This window comes from Halobacillus sp. ACCC02827, assembly GCF_030291935.1.
Taxonomy (GTDB): domain Bacteria; phylum Bacillota; class Bacilli; order Bacillales; family Halobacillaceae; genus Halobacillus.
This window is the reverse complement of sequence record NZ_CP128168.1, coordinates 323,209-342,103: the sequence shown is the minus strand read 5'-3', so window position 1 is coordinate 342,103 and position 18,895 is coordinate 323,209. Positions and strand designations below refer to the sequence as shown.

Sequence of the window (18,895 nt, the reverse complement as noted above, 5' to 3'; positions counted from 1 at the left end):
GACTGCCGAGCACTTCCTCGACAGTCTTTTTTTTAGTCTATGGTCTGAAATTAACCCTGTCCTTTTTATTCCGAAGGTAGATTTTTAAAGAAAGGTATAAAAAAATAAAAGACGTCCTCCACGTGGGGGACGTCTTTTTATTTACGCTTTTACCTTTTTCAGCTCCTGTAGAACTTCTGAAGGCTCTGCACGGTCCTTATAGTCAGATTTAGTATATTCATAAACGATCGAACCATCTGTATCAATGATGTAAGTCGCGGAAACTGGAAGCGTCCAGGAATCGTCTCCGTTATGTTTGTCCACGTCCAGTCCTTTGCCCTTATACACTTCAACAAGATAGTCCGGAAGCTTGTAAACGAGATTGAACTGCCTGGCTGCTTTGTTTCCAACATCACTCAACACATGGTACTGCAGGTCATTTTTCTCCTGGGTCGTCATGGACTGGTCCGGAGTCTGCGGGCTGATGGCAATTAGCTGAGCCCCTTCCTTATGGATCTCATCCAGGATTTCCTGATACGCACGCAACTCCATGTTGCAGTAAGGACACCACCCGCCACGATAGAAGGTCACGATGACAGGACCAAACTTAAGCTGTTCGGAAAGCTGAACCTGACCGCCTTTAGCATCTGGAAGGGTGAAGTCCGGTGCTTTTTCTCCTTTGGAAAGACCGTTGCCTTCTTCAGAGGCTTCCAATTCATCGATGGCGTTACTCATCTTGTCCTGAATTTCCTTAGAAGTATTTTGTTTAAAATTCTTGATATATTGCTCAAACTGGCTGCGCATATCAGTTGTCATTCGAAAAACTCCTTTTGGATCATTTTCGATTTTCATTTTACTTCGAATCTTTCTCAACATAAAATGATACGTCTTCATACAATCAGCAAAAAAGGCCATATCCTATCCACATCCATAGCAGCAGTCATCGATGTGCCTGGGATGGCTTCTCTCCTAACAAGAGGATGCGGGCAGGCTTCAACAAACCGAACGAGACGTATACGCACGGTCTCCCGAGCCTCCGCCCGGCAGTCGTTTTCTTCCTTACTTTATTCCTTCGGCTTAAAAAGGGAACGCATCCACCCTTTCCAACCTCGCTGGACACTTTTTTCTTCCACGCCAGTTACGGAAGGATTAACCGTTACATCCTCCAATTCCACAGGATAATCAACGGTCAGGACAAGTCCTGTATCCGTATCCGCTTCCTGGTTGGAAACCATGGTATGATGGATGCTCTCCTCTTCAGCAATATCCATGTATGGACTGAGAAAGCGATAACTCACTTCCCCGTTCAACAACAGAGTCGCATCCTTATATTGCTTCATCCGGGATGAAAGCTCCTTCTTTGCCGTTCCCTGCATAACCTGTCCTTTCGTAAGAACAAGAATCACTCGTTCACGGATGGTTCCTAAGTACTGCTTCCGTTCGGAAGGTTTGGTTTCCGGCGTCCCGTATATCCCTTCCTGCAAATAATCATCGACGTTACGTTTCTTCATACGTGCACCTCATTCTCCTGCTGTATCTGTCGCCGTCCTGTTCCATCAAGGAACAAGGACGTCAATGTGGGAAGGAAGAATCGCCAGTTCCACCGGCAGACCCGCCCCCTCTTCTCCGTCTACGTTTGTGACAAGCTCCGCCTCGGAAGTCAGCCTTACTTTTTCTGCTGTAAAGTAATGGACACCTTCCACACTCTTCAAGTTGCCCCTCATGATTGCCGTTAGTATCGAACCTAGACGAATCATGCTCACTTTCGGAACGACATAACAATGAATGACACCGTCATTCACTTCCGCCTCCGGTGCCATCTTCTCGAATCCGCCTGTCGAGTTGGTCAATGCAGCGAGAAAAAGAAGCGCCTCCCCTTCCCAGGCCTTATTGTCGTAATCGATCCTGAGCGGGTAGCTTGAGTTGGCGGTGAGGGTTTTCACACCCTCGACAATATAGGCGAAAGGACCGAATTTTGTCTTCAAATCAGGGGAGACGTCATAGACGGCCTCTGCAATGGCTCCCGCCGCGACAATGTTGACGAAATAGTCCTCATTGAACTTCCCGATATCGACCTGTTTGGTTCGATCCGAACGGAGCACTTCAATCGCTTCCTCGATATGAAGGGGTATATCAAGCGCTCTTGCGAAATCATTCACCGTCCCGAGTGGTATGATGCCAAGCAAGGGCCGATGATCTTGGTCAACCATTCCATTGATGGTTTCATGCAGGGTACCGTCTCCTCCCATCGAAACGACCAGACGGAATTCATCTTTACAAGCGTCCTGACAATACTTGGTGGCATCCAATTCTTTCTCTGTCTGCACAACCTTCGTTTGATATCCTTTCTCTTCCAAAATCTCCTCGATCCGTTTCACATGATCCAACGCTTCTTCTTTCCCAGATGAAGGGTTCACTATAATCATCGCTTTATCCATACCTGTATTCCTCCTCCGCTTGCCTCTGCTCTCTTCTTTCCTTTTCACAGAGGAGAAGAAACGCATTCTAACGTGAATTTTTCTGGAACGAATAAGTTGTCTGCACCGGGCAAAAACCGACGGCTCTTAGAAACCCGTCCAGGCTGCGTTGCAGATCGAATGGTGGCGACACCCGCACATCGCTGACATCTTGCTCGTCCATCCAAGCCAATACTGCCCGGCAGAGGTGGGAACCGATCCCTTCCCGCCGATAAAATTCGTCCACATATATTTCTTGAATTGTACCTTGATTATTGTCATCCATTCTTCCAAGGGCATACCCTGTCATCCGTCCCTGAACTTCAGCGACGTACAGTTTCTGTTTCGGATCTTCAGAGAGGAAAACGTCGGCAGCCCAGAATTTCCTTTCTCTAAGCTGCTCCGCTCTCGCTTCCTTGGTTATCTCCCTCTCTTTCATCACATGAAGAAAATCGATGCTGTATCTTGTAAAATGCATCAAGTCGCGCTCCAAAGGCTCACGGACTTCCATGTATTGCTTCCTCCTTCACTCTTTCCAAACTACATGATACTCTGGTGTACTTTTTATCACATCGTATGCAAACGAGCAAACAGGATCTACCTTCTTCTTCTCTTTTCTTGCATAGTTGACGACATGATCAACCAGATCTTTTCCGAGTCCCTGCTCTCGCTGGGCTGGTGTCACTTCTGTACTTGTGATGGTGATCACATTGTCATCCTCTTCAAAAAACAACTGGGCATCAGGGCTGTCCACACCACCGATATAAAATTCTCCTTTGGATTCATGTATTGTTCTGTCCATTGTTATCACTCCTTTTATAAGAGCATACCCATTTTCCACCTGCGAAAAAACACCTGCCGGAATGATCCAGCAGGTGTTTATCTTTATGCAGTCGGTTTCAGTTCTTCCTCCAGCGGAATATTACGATTCAATCCTTTCCTTGCGGCGATAAAGAATGCCGCTACAATCGCTACCGTAATGACGGCGGACAGGATATAGGAAATATTGATAGAAAGCCCGAAGCCGATCGGTGCATTAAGAATGTACGTAAAGGTAGCCATTGTCATAAATGTTGCCGGGATAGCTGCAATGAAATAGTTCTTCCTGGCAAGGAATAAATACATTGCTCCAACCCATAAGGCAATGACGGCCGTCGATTGGTTAGCCCAGGAGAAGTATCTCCAAAGCAGAGTGAAATCGACGCGGGTCAATACGAAGGAGATAACGAACAGCGGCAGGGCGATCCACAACCGGCTCATAATCTTCTTCTGGGAAATATTCAGGTAATCAGCAATGATCATTCGGGCACTTCGGAAAGCAGTATCTCCGGAAGTGATCGGGAGAATGATGACACCAAGGACGGCAAGCGTTCCGCCGACTGCTCCAAGCATAGCGATCGACACTTCGCTTACCACCGCAGCAGGTCCACCGGAAGCAAGCACTTCATTCAGACCGGCAGAGCCGTTGAACAAGCTCATGGCTGCAGCGGCCCAGATCATGGCGATAATTCCTTCTGCAATCATCATGCCATAGAAGATGCGGCGCCCTTGCTTCTCCTGCTGAGTCGTACGGGAAATGATCGGCGTCTGAGTAGCATGGAAGCCGGAAAGAGCTCCGCAGGAAATAGTAAGAAACAACAGCGGGAAGATCGGCGCATTATCCGGGTGCATATTCGTAAGGCTGAGCTCAGGAATTGGTGCTCCTGTCACAATCAACGAGATGCCGACACCAAGAGCACTGACAACTAGAAGGGCGCCGAAGATCGGATAGAACCGCCCGATGATTTTATCGATCGGAAGCATCGTCGCCAACAGATAGTAAACGAAAATAGCTGCTAGAATTACAGGTAGAGACAACCAGCTGCTCGTCATATTGTGCAGAAGATCTGCAGGGGCGGTGACGAAGACCGTTCCCACAAGGACCAGCAAAAGAATAGCAAAGGCATTCACCACATGCTTCATCACTTTACCAAGGAATTTACCGGCAAGCTCAGGAAGGTGCGCACCACGGTTACGGATCGAAATCATACCTGTCAAATAATCATGGACGGCACCGGCAAAGATACAGCCGAACACAATCCATAGAAACGCAACAGGACCGTATAAAGCACCAAGGATCGGACCGAAGATGGGACCGACACCGGCGATATTCAGTAATTGAATCAAGGAATTTCTCTTCTCTCCCATCGGCAGATAATCGACCCCGTCGCCGTGGGAATAAGCAGGCGTCTGACGTTTTTCATTGACACCGAAAACTTTCTCTACGTACTTACCATATGTGAAGTAACCGACAATTAAAATAGCAATACTGACCAGAAACGTAATCATGGATTTTCCTCCCCATCATTGTAATCGCTTACAAATAATGTACCAGGATAACGCTTTCATGAGTCGTTTCCAGCTTAAGATGTCGAATAGGCGGCCCAACACGTCAAATACCCGTACTGAAAAACAGCACGGGTACTCCTATAGCTCTAATTGTTTACGCAAGCCTTTCACATAGTTTCTGCTGACAGACAGACGCTCCTCTGTTCCTTTCAGTTCGAGCTGATACGCTCCGTTGAACCATGGAGTCAACCGATCGATATAGTCCAAGTTAACAAGATAGCTTTTGTGAATCCGATAAAAGGAATAAGACCGCAGCCGCTCTTCGATTTCCTTCAAAGGAGCCTTCGTCTCGTAGGTGCCGTTTCTTCCTGCAATCTTGGTCACCCGCCCATCGCGGTACACATACATGATATCTCCGGGGTCGATATAATCAATACGCTCCTCCCCCTCGACAGCAAGCCTTGACGGGCCGGTTTGAGACAAAGTTTCCATTTCCGGCTGCATCAGCCGGATCACCCGTTCCACCGTCTCGTTCAGGCGCTCTTCCTCAAACGGCTTCAATAGATAGTCCACCGCCTGGTGACGGAACGCTTCGACAGCAAAATCGGGATATGCCGTTGCAAACACAATAATGGGCTGTTTCTTTAATTCCTGAACAGCTTTCGCTACTTCCATGCCGTCCATCTTCGGCATCTCCACGTCCAGGAATAATACGTCCGGTTGAAGCTGGAGCGTCTTCATCACCGCTTCTTCTCCGGACCCTGCTTCTCCTACCACTTCGAGCTCTGGGTATTGATTCAGAAGAAAGTTCAATTCTTCTCTGCTGAAACGTTCATCATCAACGATCACTACACGTATTTTCTCCATCATCGTGTAATCTCCTGCCTTTCCACGGGCAATAAAAACGTAATTTCCGTACCCGCTCCATGCTCACTTTTAATCGAAAGTGTGGATCCTTTTCCATGCATGTGCTCCAACCGTCTGTTCACGTTATAAATACCAAAGCCGGTACCATTATGTGAATCGACGTAATCTGTTCCGAGCGTTTCCAAGCGTTCGGGATCGATCCCTGTGCCATTATCTTCTATGGAGACACGGACGCCGTCCTCCTCTGCTTTGACAGAAATTCGGATAACCGCTTCTCCATCCTGATCTTTAATTCCATGCTTCATACAGTTCTCCACTAAGGGTTGAAGCGTCAATGGGGCTATCCTTGCTGTCAAAGCAGCTTCATCTACGTCGTAATAGACGTGGAGACGATCCACAAATCGTGTCTCTTCGATCAACAGGTATGCCTTCACATGCTTCAATTCTTCTTCTAAGGTAATCCAGGTTTTCCGTGTCGCATTGAGGTTCTGGCGGAAGAACTTAGAGAGCGCTATTAACAAGGAGCGGGCACGATCCGGCTCTGTTCTCGTCAAGGATACGATTACGTTTAAGGAATTGAACAGAAAATGCGGATTCACCTGCGCCTGGAGAGCTTTCACTTCCGCTTCTCTAGCAAGTTCCTGCGCTCTTTCCGCATCGGCAAGTTCCAGTTGTTGGCTGAGGAGCGCACTCAACCCTTGAATCAACTCAATCAGTACATTGGATATATCCTTTTCTGAACGCACATAGAATTTCAACGTGCCCACTACTTCCTGCCGCTTCATCAGCGGAGCGATGACTGCCGCTCCTAATGGGCATCCTGCCGTTTGACAATGAATCTCTTCGTGACCTGCTATCGCCATCTTTCCGTCTCTGATGACCTGCTTCGTCGCATCTGTCTGAATCGGAACTCCGGACTTATGATGATCATCAGCAAGACCTACATGGGCAAGGATATCATTCTTATCCGTCATGGAAATTGCGCTGACATCCACTTCTTCATAAATGATACGGCAGGCCTGTCCTGCCGACTGGGCAGACAATCCTTTTCTTAAATGAGAAACGGTGGACTCCGCCAGCTTTAATGCTTTCTGAGCTTGAAGAGCTCCTACTTTCTCTTCTTCATGAAGCACATTCCGTATGATTAACAGGAACAATGCAGCCCCGACACCGTTCGCGGCAATCATGGGTAAGCCGATTTCCTGAACAAGCCCCCACGCTCTTGAAAAAGGGGACGCAGTAAGGAGAATGATGCCCATCTGCACCGTCTCCGCCAATGCACCGACGAGCAGGGCCGTTGTCAGCTTTAATGGTCTGTCTTTCTTATGGAACAAGCCGGCAAGGAGCCCGGCCACGACAGCAGAGATTCCGCAGGCAAGACCGGTGAAACCACCAAGAGAAAACCGGTGCAGCCCGGCGATTACGCCTGCTCCGATTCCAATCCGGTACCCTCCGAATAATCCGGCAGCCACAATTCCGATGACTCTGGAATTAGCAAGCGCTTCCGATTCTCCTAAATTAAAGGCCCACCTCCCGAAATCCAATGAATCCGTATTGTAGGTAATCCCTGTATAGGTGCCGATGATACCGAACACCCCGAAAAAGACGACAGCCATGAACTGCTGTCCGGAATCCAAGGTCTTTTTATCGATCAGTTCCCGAAAAAAACGGAACCTCGTTATGATGAAAGCGACGGTCACGATGATACCGAGTCGCTCCAACATGGGAAGGAACAGTTCAAACATCGCTCGCCTTCCTCTCTGTACTTTTTTCACTTATTGTACCATGTTTGAAAACGGTTCATGTAAAGGAGCAAAACGAGATATATTCAGAAAATACAGGCAATCCCCCGCTTTCTTTGGTACACTTTTGGAAATGAGGTGATCCTAATGATGAAGAAAATAGCTATTATTCAAATGAACATTGTACTTGGCGACCCGGAGGCAAACCGGAAAGCGGCAGCTGAAAAAATCAAAGAGGCAGCTGAAAACGGGAGCTCTGTAATTGTGTTACCTGAACTATGGACGACGGGTTACGATCTATCCCGTTTCGATGAACTTGCAGAAACGATGAGTGGACCAACACATCTGTTAATGAAAGAAATGGCATGTGATTATGAAGTGACCATTATGGGATCGGTTGCCGAACGGGAAGATGACGTCTTTTACAACACATTTGTCGCGTATGACCCCTCGGGTGAGCGGATCCTGTCCTATCGAAAAGCCCACCTGTTCCGACTGATGGACGAAGAAAAGTTCCTGGAATCAGGGAACGAGAAAGGCTTGTTCCATTTGGAGGGCGCTCCGCTGGCCGCCGTTATCTGTTACGATATCCGCTTTCCGGAATGGCTGCGTTCCCATATGATTCATGGAGCCAAAGCACTGTTCGTCACTGCCGAATGGCCGAAGCCGCGCGTGGATCATTGGCGAAATCTTCTGATCAGCAGAGCGATTGAAAACCAGTGCTTCGTGATGGCCTGCAACCGTGTCGGCTCTGATGAAGCCAACACATTCGGCGGCCATTCCGTCATCATCGACCCATGGGGGAAAGTACTTGCCGAAGCTGGGTCCGAAGAAGAAATCCTATACGCAGAAGTAAATTGGGAAGCTGTAGAGGATATCCGAAAACAAATTCCTATTTTCCAGGACCGACGCCCGGATTTATATGAATAAAAAAGAACCTTGCATCGATTACTCCGGTGCAAGGTTCTTCTTATAAGCAGGTTCCTGATAAAAATAGTTCGGTGTTTCGATCCGGTTCTCATAACTGGAATGAAAAATGTGCGTCGAAGCAGGAGAAACCGGCGGAATCAGCCAAGACCAATCGCCGGTGACTTCACGGCCGCATTGGTGCTCTTTGTTCTCAAAGAGCTGGAATTGTTGAGCTGCCGTATGGTGATCAACCACGCTTACCTTATCTTCTTTGTAAGAATGGAGGACTGCCTGATTAAGCTCAATCAAGGCCCGATCCTTCCATAGCGTTCTATTCCTTTTCGTATCGAGCCCCATCGCTTCTGCAACAACAGGAAGCAGATTATAGCGGAATTCGTCTGCCAAGTTTCTGGCACCAATTTCTGTTTCCATGTACCATCCGTTAAACGGCGCCGCTGTATAATGGATGCCGCCTATTTCCAAGCGCATATCGGAAATCACAGGCACAGCATGCCAACGAAGACCAAGGTCTTCGAACCACTCCAACTCCGGGTGACGAAGAGAAACTTCCAATATGCTTTCCTGTGGAATATCAAACATCTCAGGTTCCTGATCACCGATTTGAACGAGAAGAGGCAGGACATCGAACGCCCCCCCTGAACCGGACCAGCCCCGCGCCATACACTCTTTCGTTATATCGATGGAAGCAGGATCCCCGACAATACCGCTTTCCTCTTCATAACCGGCGTATCGGATCAGCTGGTGATTCCATATTCGTACGGCTCCCTCTTCTTGTTCCGGTCGAAATATAGTGATGGTGGAGCGGATTCTTCCGTTATTCGTAGCATAATCCAGATGATCAATAAGAGCATGGAAGATATCCTCTTCTGTATTCAGGTGACGACGGTCAAACACCTTCAAACTGTTCCAGAATAACCGGCCGATACACCGGTTGCTGTTTCTCCAAGCGGCTTTCGCACCGTACTCCAGCTCTTCAAAAGTGTGGGTATAGGTCCCTGTCAGGCTGATCTCCTGTTTTATCTGCTCAAGCCTCTCCTCCGAACCGGTCGCCCCTTGTTCATGGTAGTATTGGCGGATGAACGATTCCGCCTTTTCATATAGATCTATATTCACAGCTTGAATCCTCCTGTACGTTCCTTACTGCTTTTATCCTACCATAAATGGTGGAACCTCTAGTAAGAAACGCTTATTCAGCTCGACGGGAAGCCTGTTGTATCGGATCCCATACGCTGTTGAACGGAGGAGCATACGATAAATCCAGGTCCTGAAGATCATCCACTGTCATGTCATGATAGAGAGCGGTTGCAAGGACATCCACCCTTTTATCCACACCCCTTCCTCCGATGATCTGCCCGCCGAGCAGACGCCGGGAAGACTGGTGATAGACGAGCTTTACCGTCATCGGATCATCCTTGGAATAATAGCCGGCTGCATGGGTGGAATCGATGGTGACCGATAAATGAGGAATCTTCTCCCTCTCTGCTTCTTTAGCACTTAAACCTGTTCGTCCAAGGGACAAGTGGAAGAATTTCAGAATAGAGGTCCCGACAATTCCGTGAAACGACTTGTGCTGGTCAACCATATTCAACCCGGCAATCTGCCCCTGTTTGTTCGCATGCGTACCAAGCGGTATATAATCAAGCTTCTGTTTGACCCGATGGTACTGCATAGCGCAGTCACCAGCAGCATAGATGTCGAGAATACTTGTCTCCATAAAGGCATTGACCGAAACAGCATCCTTCAGACCCTTAAAGATGCCTGTCCCCTCAAGAAAAGAAGTATTAGGCGTCACACCGACTGCTACGATGACAAGGTCCGTGTCATACTCCCCTTGATCTGTACAAACGGTACGAACCCGCCCTTCCCCGCGGAAGGCTTCTACCGACTCATTAAGATGCAGATCCACTCCGTGCTTTTCCGCTTCCTCATGGATGGAGGAGGCCATTTCCTCATCAAACATTTCACCGAGCTGGGACCCCCGCTGAATTAGACGGACTTCCTTACCGATCGTTACGAAACTTTCCGCCAACTCAAGTCCGATATAACCGCCCCCAATGATTGTCACTCGTTTCGTATCGGGAGTCATGTCTTTCCTAATGGCCTCCACATCCGGGATCGTCTTCAAGGTGTAAATGCCGGGAAGATCCTTTCCCTCCCATGGCGGCAGAACAGGAGAAGCACCGGAAGCAATCAATAGCCTGTCGTACTTTTCTTCAAAGGCTTCCCCGGTTCTGTCGTCGGTTCCATGGACGACCTTTCGATCACAATCCACCTTCTCGACCAAGTGGTTCGTCCGCACGTCGATTCCGTATTTAGACCGAAACGTCTCCGGGTCACGTGCGATTAAGTCTTCCGCATCGTCCACGTCTCCACTCAGTACATAAGGCAGGCCGCACTGACCGTAGGACGTTATTTCTCCTCTCTCAAACACGATGATTTCATGACCTTCACTATTGCGTACTATCTGCATCGCTGCACTCATCCCCGCAGCATCTCCTCCGATGATCAGTAACTTCATCTGCTTTCACCTCATCCTTATCTGCTTTCCTATTCTTTGCACCTATTGTTCCCACACGCGTCATCATCATGTTACACTATCTTTAATGTTTTTTTGTTCGACTTTTCCAACAACTAACCGAGGTGATACCTATGAAACAATTCCCGCAATCCAAAGCATTAAAGCGTCTTCCTGACCAATTCTTCGCTACACTGATCGATAAACTGGCCGCATTTGAGAAAGAAGCGACCATGGAGGTCCTTAACTTGGGACAGGGAAACCCAGACCAGCCGACCCCGAATCATATCGTAGAATCGCTCCAGCAAGCTTCTGAAAATCCGGAATATCACAAATATCCACCCTTCCACGGTTTCGATTTCCTGAAAAACGCCGTCTCCGAGTACTATCAGCGGGAGTACGGGGTCGATATCGATCCAAAGACAGAGGTAGCCCTCCTCCCTGCCAGTAAAACCGGCCTGGTGGAATTATGCCAATGTTTACTTGATCCGGGTGATATCGCGCTGGTTCCAGATCCCGGGTACCCTGATTATTGGTCAGGAATTGAAATGGTCGGCGCGGAAATGAAGTCCATGCCCCTTCTGGAAGAGAACGATTTTCTGCCGGATTACGACCAGATCGATGAAGAGAGCTTCCAAAAAGCGAAAATGATGTTCCTCAATTACCCTAATAACCCGACCGGTGCGATTGCCGATCGTGAATTTTTCGAACGGACCATTGCGGAAGCTGAGAAAAACGATGTCTGTGTCATCCACGACTTCGCCTACGGGGCGATTGGATTCGACGGAAAGAAACCTCTCAGCTTCATGGAAGTCGATGGTGCCAAGAACGTCGGAGTCGAAGTATATACCATGTCCAAAACCTATAACATGGCCGGGTGGCGTGTCGGGTTCGCTGTAGGCAATCCAAGTGTCATCGAAGCGCTTGAGCTGATTCAGGATCACTACTTCTGCAGCTTATTCGGTGCCTTACAGGAAGCATCCGCCACCGCTCTACTCAGCTCCCAGGCGTGCGTCCATGAACTGAGAGATACGTATGAAGAGCGACGTGACCTGCTCGTTACCGGTTTAAAAGAAGCTGGATACAACGTCATGCCGTGCAAAGGGTCTTTCTTCGTATGGCTCAAAGTCCCGGCTGGATACGACTCCCAATCTTTTGCAGATGCCCTTTTACAAAAAGTCGGGTTGTTCGTAGCTCCCGGGGTCGGATTCGGTACTCACGGGGAAGGATACGTACGGATCGGACTCAACAATTCCGAAGAGAAGCTTCAGGAATCTGTCCGCCGATTCGAGGAATTTCTTTCCTCCACGGAAGCATAAAAAAAGACGAGCGCTTATATGGAGCGCTCGTCTTTTTATTGTCGCTGCAGCGGCATCGAGCAGCATCGGAAAGACCCGCCGGATTTAATGATCTCTGAAAAATCGACCGGGACGACTTCAAAGCCTTCCGACTGCAGGACCCCGTTCAACCGATCGTTTTGAGGAAGACTGATTACTCGTCCTTCTCCGATGGAAAGCACATTCGGTCCCATATAGAACTGCTCTTTCTTTGTAACAGGTATCAGTCGAAAGCGTGACTTGATCTTCTCCAGTCCTTCTTTCGTGAATGCGGGAGGATAAATGATCGCTGTCTCAGGGCTTATGATATTAAAAACACAGTCCAGATGAAGGATGTCTTCCTGCAGGCAGAGCGGCTCCATGCGATAATCCGGAAGGCGGGCGGCCAGTTCACTTGCCCCTTCTTCGCTCGTCCTCCCGCTTATCCCCACCCAGATCGTATCCTCGTCGATGATGACGTCTCCGCCTTCAATAGAGGACGACAACGGCCTTTCTGCAGGGATACCTTCTTGTGTCAGCCACTTCGATAACGCTTCGGTTTCGCCTCTTCTTACGGCCTGTTTCATGGAGGCGATGAAAAGCCTGTCGTGAATGGTAAAGGCAATATCTCTTGTAAACACCTGCTCATTCAGCCGGTGTTCTGCTGGCATTTCCAACACTTCTACACCGAAGTCCTGCAGAACACGGACAAACGCTTCATGCTGCTTTAAAGCAATGCTGGTATCGATACCAACGTCACCATAGTGCTTCTGCGTTTCGTTAATGACCTCTCCAATTTTCATATAAGCCGGTTTGCAAACAAGTACTTTCTTAAGTGTCGCATATTCCGTCCTGCAACCCACTTTTTCACTTTCCGTCACACCTTCCATCTTGCCCACCCTCCAATTTCTACTTATGCTCAACCATTCCCTTATCTTTCTTACGTTAACCAATTATTCGACAAAACATGTTTGAAATCCTTTGAGGAACGTTGCCCAACCCTTTTTCATAACTTGTGGAGGAAGCGATGATTCTTTCGCTGGAACAATCCTTGAAGGAGGGGACGGACATGAATCATTTCAAGAATGACCTGCAGAACTTGAACGTCGGGGAATACCGTGCTCAACCATTAACACCAAACGATCAGGCAAATGTGTACGGCAACGACGCCCGCTTGTGTGTATTCGGTTGTTTCGGATGCTTTAACTGCTTCCGATGTGCTGGTTGTGGTGGTTGTGGCGGATGCGGAGGTTGTGCCGGTTGTGCAAGATGCGGCGGGTGCGGTGGATGCGCCCGTTGTGGCGGATGCGCAAGATGCGGCCGTTAAGGAGATGAGATTGATCGACCCCTGCTGTGTTCGATGCAGGGGTTTTTTCTATTCATAAGAGACAAACAGCTCTACATAGAATCAAAATGGAGTATGGTTTACGGACGAGGAGGAGGAGAATGACTCAATTAGCACCGTCGATGCGGCCGAAACTGAAAAAAGGGACCTTTTATATGCCGGAATCCGAAGACATTATGTATTTCCGTAACAATAATGGATCATTTCGTATGGAAGGGGGAAGCATCACGACCTGGATCGATAAACTGGTTCCCATGTACACGGGGGAACACACCCTGAAGAGCCTGATGGAAGGCCTTCCTGAGGCGTATGCACAGCGAATCCACGACATCACCTCCACCCTTTTCCACAATGGGTTTCTACGGGACACGGCATCGGACAAATCTCACCATCTGCCTGTTCACGCAGCAAAAAAATTCGGCTCACAGCTGGAGTATTTGGAGACTCGTGCAGATTCCCCGGGATGGCACATGGAACAATGGCGAAGGAAGCGCGTACTTATCCTTGCAGAGGGGCGCAAAGCCACTACCCTTACTACCGCCCTGCTGCAATCCGGTTTGACGTCCATCCATGTCCATATGACCGAAAAGAATCAGAAGGAGTTCTCGAAAATGAATGAGCTCGAAACCAGGGAAGCAGCTAACGATCCGGACATAAACCTGCAGATTTCCTTCTCTCAAACGGGCAGCTGGAAAAAGTTCATCCATGACGTTGATGCCGTTTTGTTTGCCGGTGCTGCCCAAGAGCGCGAAAAATGCGAATCCATCTATAAGTTCTGTTGTGAACATGAAACTCCATTCTTTGCCTTGATTGATTTAGGAAGGAAAGCGATGGCCGGACCCGTCATCCACTCTGAAGACGGAGGATGGACATCGATTTGGAAACACCTCCCGGCGGATTGGGTCAGCGACAATGCCCCACCGTTCTCTGGTGTGACGGATGGACTCCTTGCCCATTCCCTGGTCTTTGAATGGTTCAAGCATGAAGCAGGCATTAACGAGCCTTATCATTCGAACTATTTCTATATCCTTGATAAAGAAACGCTGGAAGGTGACTGGCACTCCTGTAAGCCGCTCCCCCGTATGATGCACTCGAAAATCATGAGGAAAACGCCGACCACCAGGACAGAAACGAAAGATCTGCTTCTTTATTTCCAATCCTTAGCGGAATCCCCTCTTGGGATCTTTCATTATTGGGAGGAAGGGGACGCAGAGCAGCTTCCTTTATCGCGCTGTACCATTCAGGTGAAAAGTGCCGGCAGCGATTTCCCCGCCCTTCTTCCAGCGGTGAATGTCGCAGCCTTAACCCATGAAGAGGCAAGGTGTGAGGCGGGGCTTGCAGGAATTGAACGGTATCTCCACTCCATGCAGTCTCATGGAGAGCAGATGTCGATCGGAGCGGGCGGATCGATACACGAAGCATCCCTGCGCGCTGTGCATTACTGGCTTCAGAAGCAGACGTTCCGTAAACGAGGAGAATACTTGGTTTTCGACGATGTAAGCGATCCGGAATGTCGTTACTACTTGAGAGCTTTACAAATGGTCCGTCCGGAAATGGAATGGATATTGAGTGAAAGCGAAGCCGGTTTTCCTGTCATTTGGCAGAAATCCAAAGGAGGTGCCTGGCATGGTTGCAGCGGCGCAAATCTGACACTGGCCATACGGGAAGCGGGCAAACTCGCCTTGTGCGAAGACATACGTCCCCCTAAAGGTACTTACGAACAAATAACCGCTGCATCAACTATTTCCGTAAATATTCCGTCTATCCATGAAGAGAAAGTTTTATTTGATCAAGTAAACCAAAGGTTGGAGAAGAACGGAAAAAAACTGGAATTCGTAGAAGTCCATGCTTCTCCGTTTACCGAAGACGGAGTCGTAGCCGTCTGCGGCGTTGTAGAGAAGGAGGAGAAGACATGACTCCATCGGTTACCCTTATTGGAAATGGAAGGTTGGCGGCGTGTATTCAGGAAGAATGGAACCTTCCGAATGATCTTCTGTATATGTCTTCCTGGCAGGAGAATTGGACACAGGAAACAGACTTATTGATTCTTGCGGATGACCACTGGAATCCAAGACTGCATCTTCAGGCAGAAAAAGCCGCAAGAGAAAACCACATTCCATGGGTGCGTTCCTTTTTTTCCTTCGGAGAAGGTATAATCGGTCCATTCGTTCAGCCGGAGAGAAAAGGATGCTCCCAATGTGCCGATTACCGCCGGCGTATGGCTTCTAATCAACGAAGAGACCTCTCTTCTATACAGCATTTTCTTGTTGAAACGGGAAGAACTACCGAAGAATGCCCGGATCCGTTCCGTATCAGGAGCATGGCCATTATGCTGATAGAAGAGGTTAGAGCATGGGCGGAAGACAGACCGTTACGCACCACAGACCATATTGCCTTGTTTTCCACCCAAACAATGAAGCGTTCTTTGCATTATGTTCTTCCGGATTCGAATTGCTTCGTCTGCGGCACGGTTCCGGTTGACGACAGGGAGACTGCAAAAATCGATATACAATCAAACAGAAAAATATCGAGCACCACCTTTCGGACGAAGACGATGGAAGAACTCAGCCGATCCCTTTCAAATGATTACCTGGATACTCAGACCGGCTTACTTAACAGTAGAATGATAGAGCTTGACACACCGTTTTCCGATGTCATCGTCAACCTGCCTCTTCCACACGCAGATGAAGGGTCGGCAGGAAGAACCAATTCCTTTCAAATGAGTGAGAATACAGCGATTCTTGAGGGACTGGAACGATTCTGCGGAACAGATCCAAAAGGAAAAAGAACGACGGTTTACGATTGCTTTCAGAACCTTCCTTCCGCAGTCCATCCATTTTCATTAGGGGTGCACGCCGCAGAAGATTATGAAACAGAAAACCACCCGTTCACTCCTTTCGATCCTGAACGGAAAACGAACTGGGTATGGGGGTATTCCTTCCTTCGCAAGGAGCCCGTATTGGTTCCGGAAAGGCTCGCCTATTACAGCACCGGGTGCGGAGATGGATTTGTCTTTGAAACATCCAACGGCTGTGCGATAGGGGGAAGCAGAGAGGAAGCGATTTTTTACGGAATCATGGAAGTACTGGAGAGAGATTCTTTCCTCCTCTCCTGGTATGCCAGGCTTCCACTTAAGAGGATAGATCCCTCCACTATACCTGATCAGGAATTACAATGGATGCTGCTGCGATTAGAAGAGATTTCGGGTTATGATCTCCACCTCTATGACGCAACGATGGAGCATGGAATTCCGAGTGTATTTACAATCATTAAGAATCGAAATCAAAAGGAGGAGCGACTGAATCTCCTATGTGCCGGCGGTGCACACCTCGATCCGATCAAAGCCATTAAAGGGGCATTGTTTGAAAGTGCAGGAATGATCGAACCGTTGAACAAAATATTCCGCCGGAATAAAGCATCCTATATGCCGATGCTCCATGATGATGCATTGGTTAGAAGTATGGATGACCACGGCATGCTTTATGGGTTGAAAGAAGCAGAAAAACGGCTGGATTTTCTGCTTCAGCAAAAATTGCCAGGGCATACATTCAGTGAATGTTATTCCCCTCCGCCCCGCCGGGAGGACTTGAAAGAGGACCTGATGGATGTCCTGCAACGTCTGCACCTTAACGATTTAGATGTCATCGTTGTGGATCAAACAACGGAAGAAATACGAAAAAACGGGCTTCATTGTGTAAAAGTAATCATACCAGGGGCACTCCCAATGACATTCGGCCATCACCTCAGAAGAATCACTGGTTTGAAACGAGTATTAGAAGTACCGAAAGCCTTGGGATACAAAGAAAGAAAATTAAGATTGGAGGAACTGAATCCTCATCCACATCCATTTCCTTAGCAATCGACAGGAGGAGCTTCTATGCACCCCGAGTCCTTTCTGTACCGTCTCCATTTTCAAAGCCAGGCGGTCATCCCTTCCGACTGGGAGGTAGATTGGGAAGATGCCCCCCTTCCCTACAAACTGTATAAAGAACTGCCATCCTTCTTACTGGATCACCATATCCCTTTGAACCCAAGCCCTCTAGGCAGAAGGAAATTAGAAGGGGCGGAATGGATCGGTCATTTTCTTTGGTTCGCATATGGACTCACCCAGTTTGCCCACACGGCGACGCCGGCAGACTCGGAGGAGAAGACATCTACATCCTTCCCTTCGCTTCGCCGCTTCGCACCTTCAGGAGGAGGACTGTATCCGAGCGAGCTGTATCTTTATGTGAAAGAGACGCCTTTTGCACAAGGCGTCTACCATTATGATGCCGCCCATCATCGTCTCGTATTAATAAGAGAAGGAAACTTCGATGACTATATAACGAAAACCCTTGGACTTCGTCTGGATGTTTCTTCATGCAAAGCCGTATGTTTCATCACAACGATATATTGGAAGAATTTCTTTAAATACCATAACTTCTCATTCCGGCTGCAAGGCCTGGATGCGGGGGCAGTAATCAGCCAGACAGAGGAAACAGCACGTCAATTCGGCTTGCATTCACGTGTCCATCTTTCGTTCCTTCATAAGGCAGCTGATCACCTGCTCGGCCTCAATCGTCTGGAAGAAACGACGCTGGGCATCCTGGCGTTATCGGAACAAGAGATACCTGCTGCAACTGGGAAGGAAGAGATTACAGGGTCATCTCTAATCGAGGAAATCCCAGCGGTGCAGACGACCTGTTACCAACGGTCGAAACATATAAAACCACACCAGGATGTCCTCCAGCTCCATGAAGCAGCCATTCTATCTTCCTCTTCCCTCTTCCGTACCAATGCATCCGTACCGCAGCAAGAAAAATACGGTAAAGACATTTATCCACTCTCTGAGTCGCGCGCCACCACCTCTTCCTTCAGAGATGCATGTATGAACCGCTGCTCGCCCGAAGGGGATTTTATAGATAGATCTATGGATGCCGGGAAAATAGCGGCCCTTTTGAAACAGTCCACTCTTCCGGATGTATCATCCATTTCCATCTATTTATGTATAAATGGTACTGACAGAATAGATGCAGGAGCATACGAATACGACCCTGCCTCCCACTCTCTTCTAACCATAGAAAAAGGCGATTTCCGCCAGATGCTGCAGTCCGGGATGACCATGCATAACGTCCCGCTTCACCATACGCCTTTATGCATTCATGTGGCAGGAGCAAGGAATGTAGACGCAGGCGGTTATCGGATGCAGTTGATTCATGCCGGAAGGGTGATGCAGCGAATATTACTGGCAGCGAGCGCTTTAGGAATGAACGGACACCCCCTGCTTGGATTTCACGTTCCCATTCCCGACTCGATTTATCAATTAGACATCCGGAACCAGACGACACTCATCCAGATTCCGATCGGTTACCATACCCCGAAAAGCAGACTGTCCGGTGTTCTCCATGCCTAAAAAAACCCTGCGTCTTTGTCGGACG

The 18,895-nt window shown here is 48.5% G+C and carries 17 protein-coding genes; 6 read left to right on the top strand and 11 right to left on the bottom strand.

Annotated features, from left to right (window positions below; genetic code table 11):
• Positions 1-141 precede the first annotated feature (141 nt).
• The 8 genes from QRD89_RS01830 to QRD89_RS01795 form a co-directional block, all read right to left on the bottom strand.
• The gene (locus QRD89_RS01830; RefSeq protein WP_286096184.1) at positions 142-795 is read right to left on the bottom strand and encodes a peroxiredoxin-like family protein; all 654 of its coding nucleotides are present in this window, start codon (positions 793-795) and stop codon (positions 142-144) included.
• A gap of 248 nt (positions 796-1,043) precedes the next feature.
• Positions 1,044-1,490 carry a YueI family protein gene (locus tag QRD89_RS01825; protein WP_008633043.1) on the bottom strand — a complete coding sequence of 149 codons (447 nt, stop codon included), beginning with the start codon at positions 1,488-1,490 and terminating at the stop codon, positions 1,044-1,046.
• Positions 1,491-1,535: 45 nt separating this feature from the next.
• Positions 1,536-2,417 carry a diacylglycerol/lipid kinase family protein gene (locus tag QRD89_RS01820; protein ID WP_008633046.1) on the bottom strand — a complete coding sequence of 294 codons (882 nt, stop codon included), beginning with the start codon at positions 2,415-2,417 and terminating at the stop codon, positions 1,536-1,538.
• A gap of 67 nt (positions 2,418-2,484) precedes the next feature.
• Complete coding sequence (locus QRD89_RS01815; RefSeq protein WP_286096183.1) at positions 2,485-2,946, bottom strand: GNAT family N-acetyltransferase; 462 nt, start codon at positions 2,944-2,946, stop codon at positions 2,485-2,487.
• A gap of 15 nt (positions 2,947-2,961) precedes the next feature.
• Positions 2,962-3,237 (bottom strand): GNAT family N-acetyltransferase, encoded by a 276-nt coding sequence (locus QRD89_RS01810; protein WP_008633051.1) that lies wholly within the window; start codon positions 3,235-3,237, stop codon positions 2,962-2,964.
• An 83-nt stretch (positions 3,238-3,320) separates the two neighbouring features.
• A complete protein-coding gene (locus QRD89_RS01805) occupies positions 3,321-4,763 on the bottom strand; it encodes a carbon starvation CstA family protein (protein ID WP_008633053.1) in 1,443 nt (480 codons plus the stop codon).
• Between the two features lie 138 nt (positions 4,764-4,901).
• On the bottom strand, positions 4,902-5,633 hold the full coding sequence (locus QRD89_RS01800) for a LytR/AlgR family response regulator transcription factor (protein WP_286096182.1): 732 nt from the start codon (positions 5,631-5,633) through the stop codon (positions 4,902-4,904).
• The gene (locus QRD89_RS01795; RefSeq protein ID WP_286096181.1) at positions 5,630-7,375 is read right to left on the bottom strand and encodes a sensor histidine kinase; all 1,746 of its coding nucleotides are present in this window, start codon (positions 7,373-7,375) and stop codon (positions 5,630-5,632) included. Before QRD89_RS01795 ends, QRD89_RS01800 begins: the two co-directional genes overlap by 4 nt.
• A 144-nt stretch (positions 7,376-7,519) precedes the next feature.
• Between QRD89_RS01795 and QRD89_RS01790 the strand changes: the two genes are divergently transcribed.
• On the top strand, positions 7,520-8,302 hold the full coding sequence (locus tag QRD89_RS01790; protein ID WP_286096180.1) for a carbon-nitrogen family hydrolase: 783 nt from the start codon (positions 7,520-7,522) through the stop codon (positions 8,300-8,302).
• Between the two features lie 18 nt (positions 8,303-8,320).
• Here the strand turns inward: QRD89_RS01790 and QRD89_RS01785 are convergent, their stop codons facing one another.
• Together QRD89_RS01785 and QRD89_RS01780 are read right to left on the bottom strand one after the other, a co-directional pair.
• Entirely contained in the window at positions 8,321-9,415 is a 1,095-nt protein-coding gene (locus QRD89_RS01785) for a nitric oxide synthase oxygenase (RefSeq protein ID WP_008633069.1), read from the bottom strand.
• A 73-nt stretch (positions 9,416-9,488) separates the two neighbouring features.
• Positions 9,489-10,820 (bottom strand): FAD-dependent oxidoreductase, encoded by a 1,332-nt coding sequence (locus QRD89_RS01780; protein WP_026577007.1) that lies wholly within the window; start codon positions 10,818-10,820, stop codon positions 9,489-9,491.
• A gap of 131 nt (positions 10,821-10,951) precedes the next feature.
• Between QRD89_RS01780 and QRD89_RS01775 the strand changes: the two genes are divergently transcribed.
• Positions 10,952-12,136 (top strand): pyridoxal phosphate-dependent aminotransferase, encoded by a 1,185-nt coding sequence (locus tag QRD89_RS01775; protein WP_286096179.1) that lies wholly within the window; start codon positions 10,952-10,954, stop codon positions 12,134-12,136.
• Between the two features lie 35 nt (positions 12,137-12,171).
• On the opposite strand, the gene QRD89_RS01770 is transcribed toward QRD89_RS01775, so the two are convergent.
• Positions 12,172-13,023: a dimethylarginine dimethylaminohydrolase family protein gene (locus QRD89_RS01770; RefSeq protein ID WP_008636267.1), complete on the bottom strand. Its 852-nt coding sequence runs from the start codon at positions 13,021-13,023 to the stop codon at positions 12,172-12,174.
• Between the two features lie 179 nt (positions 13,024-13,202).
• Between QRD89_RS01770 and QRD89_RS01765 the strand changes: the two genes are divergently transcribed.
• The 4 genes from QRD89_RS01765 (at position 13,203) to QRD89_RS01750 (ending at position 18,870) form a co-directional block, all read left to right on the top strand.
• Positions 13,203-13,460, top strand: a complete 258-nt coding sequence (locus tag QRD89_RS01765; protein WP_081594805.1) for a heterocycloanthracin/sonorensin family bacteriocin — start codon at positions 13,203-13,205, stop codon at positions 13,458-13,460.
• Positions 13,461-13,579: 119 nt separating this feature from the next.
• On the top strand, positions 13,580-15,394 hold the full coding sequence (locus QRD89_RS01760; protein WP_286096178.1) for a hypothetical protein: 1,815 nt from the start codon (positions 13,580-13,582) through the stop codon (positions 15,392-15,394).
• Positions 15,391-17,334 (top strand): TOMM precursor leader peptide-binding protein, encoded by a 1,944-nt coding sequence (locus QRD89_RS01755; protein WP_286096177.1) that lies wholly within the window; start codon positions 15,391-15,393, stop codon positions 17,332-17,334. Before QRD89_RS01760 ends, QRD89_RS01755 begins: the two co-directional genes overlap by 4 nt.
• Positions 17,335-17,355: 21 nt before the next feature.
• Complete coding sequence (locus QRD89_RS01750) at positions 17,356-18,870, top strand: SagB family peptide dehydrogenase (protein WP_286096176.1); 1,515 nt, start codon at positions 17,356-17,358, stop codon at positions 18,868-18,870.
• Positions 18,871-18,895 lie beyond the last annotated feature (25 nt).

Coding starts and splice junctions, on each gene's coding strand:
- QRD89_RS01830 (WP_286096184.1), bottom strand. CDS start 795: ATGACAACTGATATGCGCAGCCAGTTTGAGCAATATATCAAGAATTTT.
- QRD89_RS01825 (WP_008633043.1), bottom strand. CDS start 1,490: ATGAAGAAACGTAACGTCGATGATTATTTGCAGGAAGGGATATACGGG.
- QRD89_RS01820 (WP_008633046.1), bottom strand. CDS start 2,417: ATGGATAAAGCGATGATTATAGTGAACCCTTCATCTGGGAAAGAAGAA.
- QRD89_RS01815 (WP_286096183.1), bottom strand. CDS start 2,946: ATGGAAGTCCGTGAGCCTTTGGAGCGCGACTTGATGCATTTTACAAGA.
- QRD89_RS01810 (WP_008633051.1), bottom strand. CDS start 3,237: ATGGACAGAACAATACATGAATCCAAAGGAGAATTTTATATCGGTGGT.
- QRD89_RS01805 (WP_008633053.1), bottom strand. CDS start 4,763: ATGATTACGTTTCTGGTCAGTATTGCTATTTTAATTGTCGGTTACTTC.
- QRD89_RS01800 (WP_286096182.1), bottom strand. CDS start 5,633: ATGATGGAGAAAATACGTGTAGTGATCGTTGATGATGAACGTTTCAGC.
- QRD89_RS01795 (WP_286096181.1), bottom strand. CDS start 7,375: ATGTTTGAACTGTTCCTTCCCATGTTGGAGCGACTCGGTATCATCGTG.
- QRD89_RS01790 (WP_286096180.1), top strand. CDS start 7,520: ATGATGAAGAAAATAGCTATTATTCAAATGAACATTGTACTTGGCGAC.
- QRD89_RS01780 (WP_026577007.1), bottom strand. CDS start 10,820: ATGAAGTTACTGATCATCGGAGGAGATGCTGCGGGGATGAGTGCAGCG.
- QRD89_RS01775 (WP_286096179.1), top strand. CDS start 10,952: ATGAAACAATTCCCGCAATCCAAAGCATTAAAGCGTCTTCCTGACCAA.
- QRD89_RS01770 (WP_008636267.1), bottom strand. CDS start 13,023: ATGGAAGGTGTGACGGAAAGTGAAAAAGTGGGTTGCAGGACGGAATAT.
- QRD89_RS01765 (WP_081594805.1), top strand. CDS start 13,203: ATGAATCATTTCAAGAATGACCTGCAGAACTTGAACGTCGGGGAATAC.
- QRD89_RS01760 (WP_286096178.1), top strand. CDS start 13,580: ATGACTCAATTAGCACCGTCGATGCGGCCGAAACTGAAAAAAGGGACC.
- QRD89_RS01755 (WP_286096177.1), top strand. CDS start 15,391: ATGACTCCATCGGTTACCCTTATTGGAAATGGAAGGTTGGCGGCGTGT.
- QRD89_RS01750 (WP_286096176.1), top strand. CDS start 17,356: ATGCACCCCGAGTCCTTTCTGTACCGTCTCCATTTTCAAAGCCAGGCG.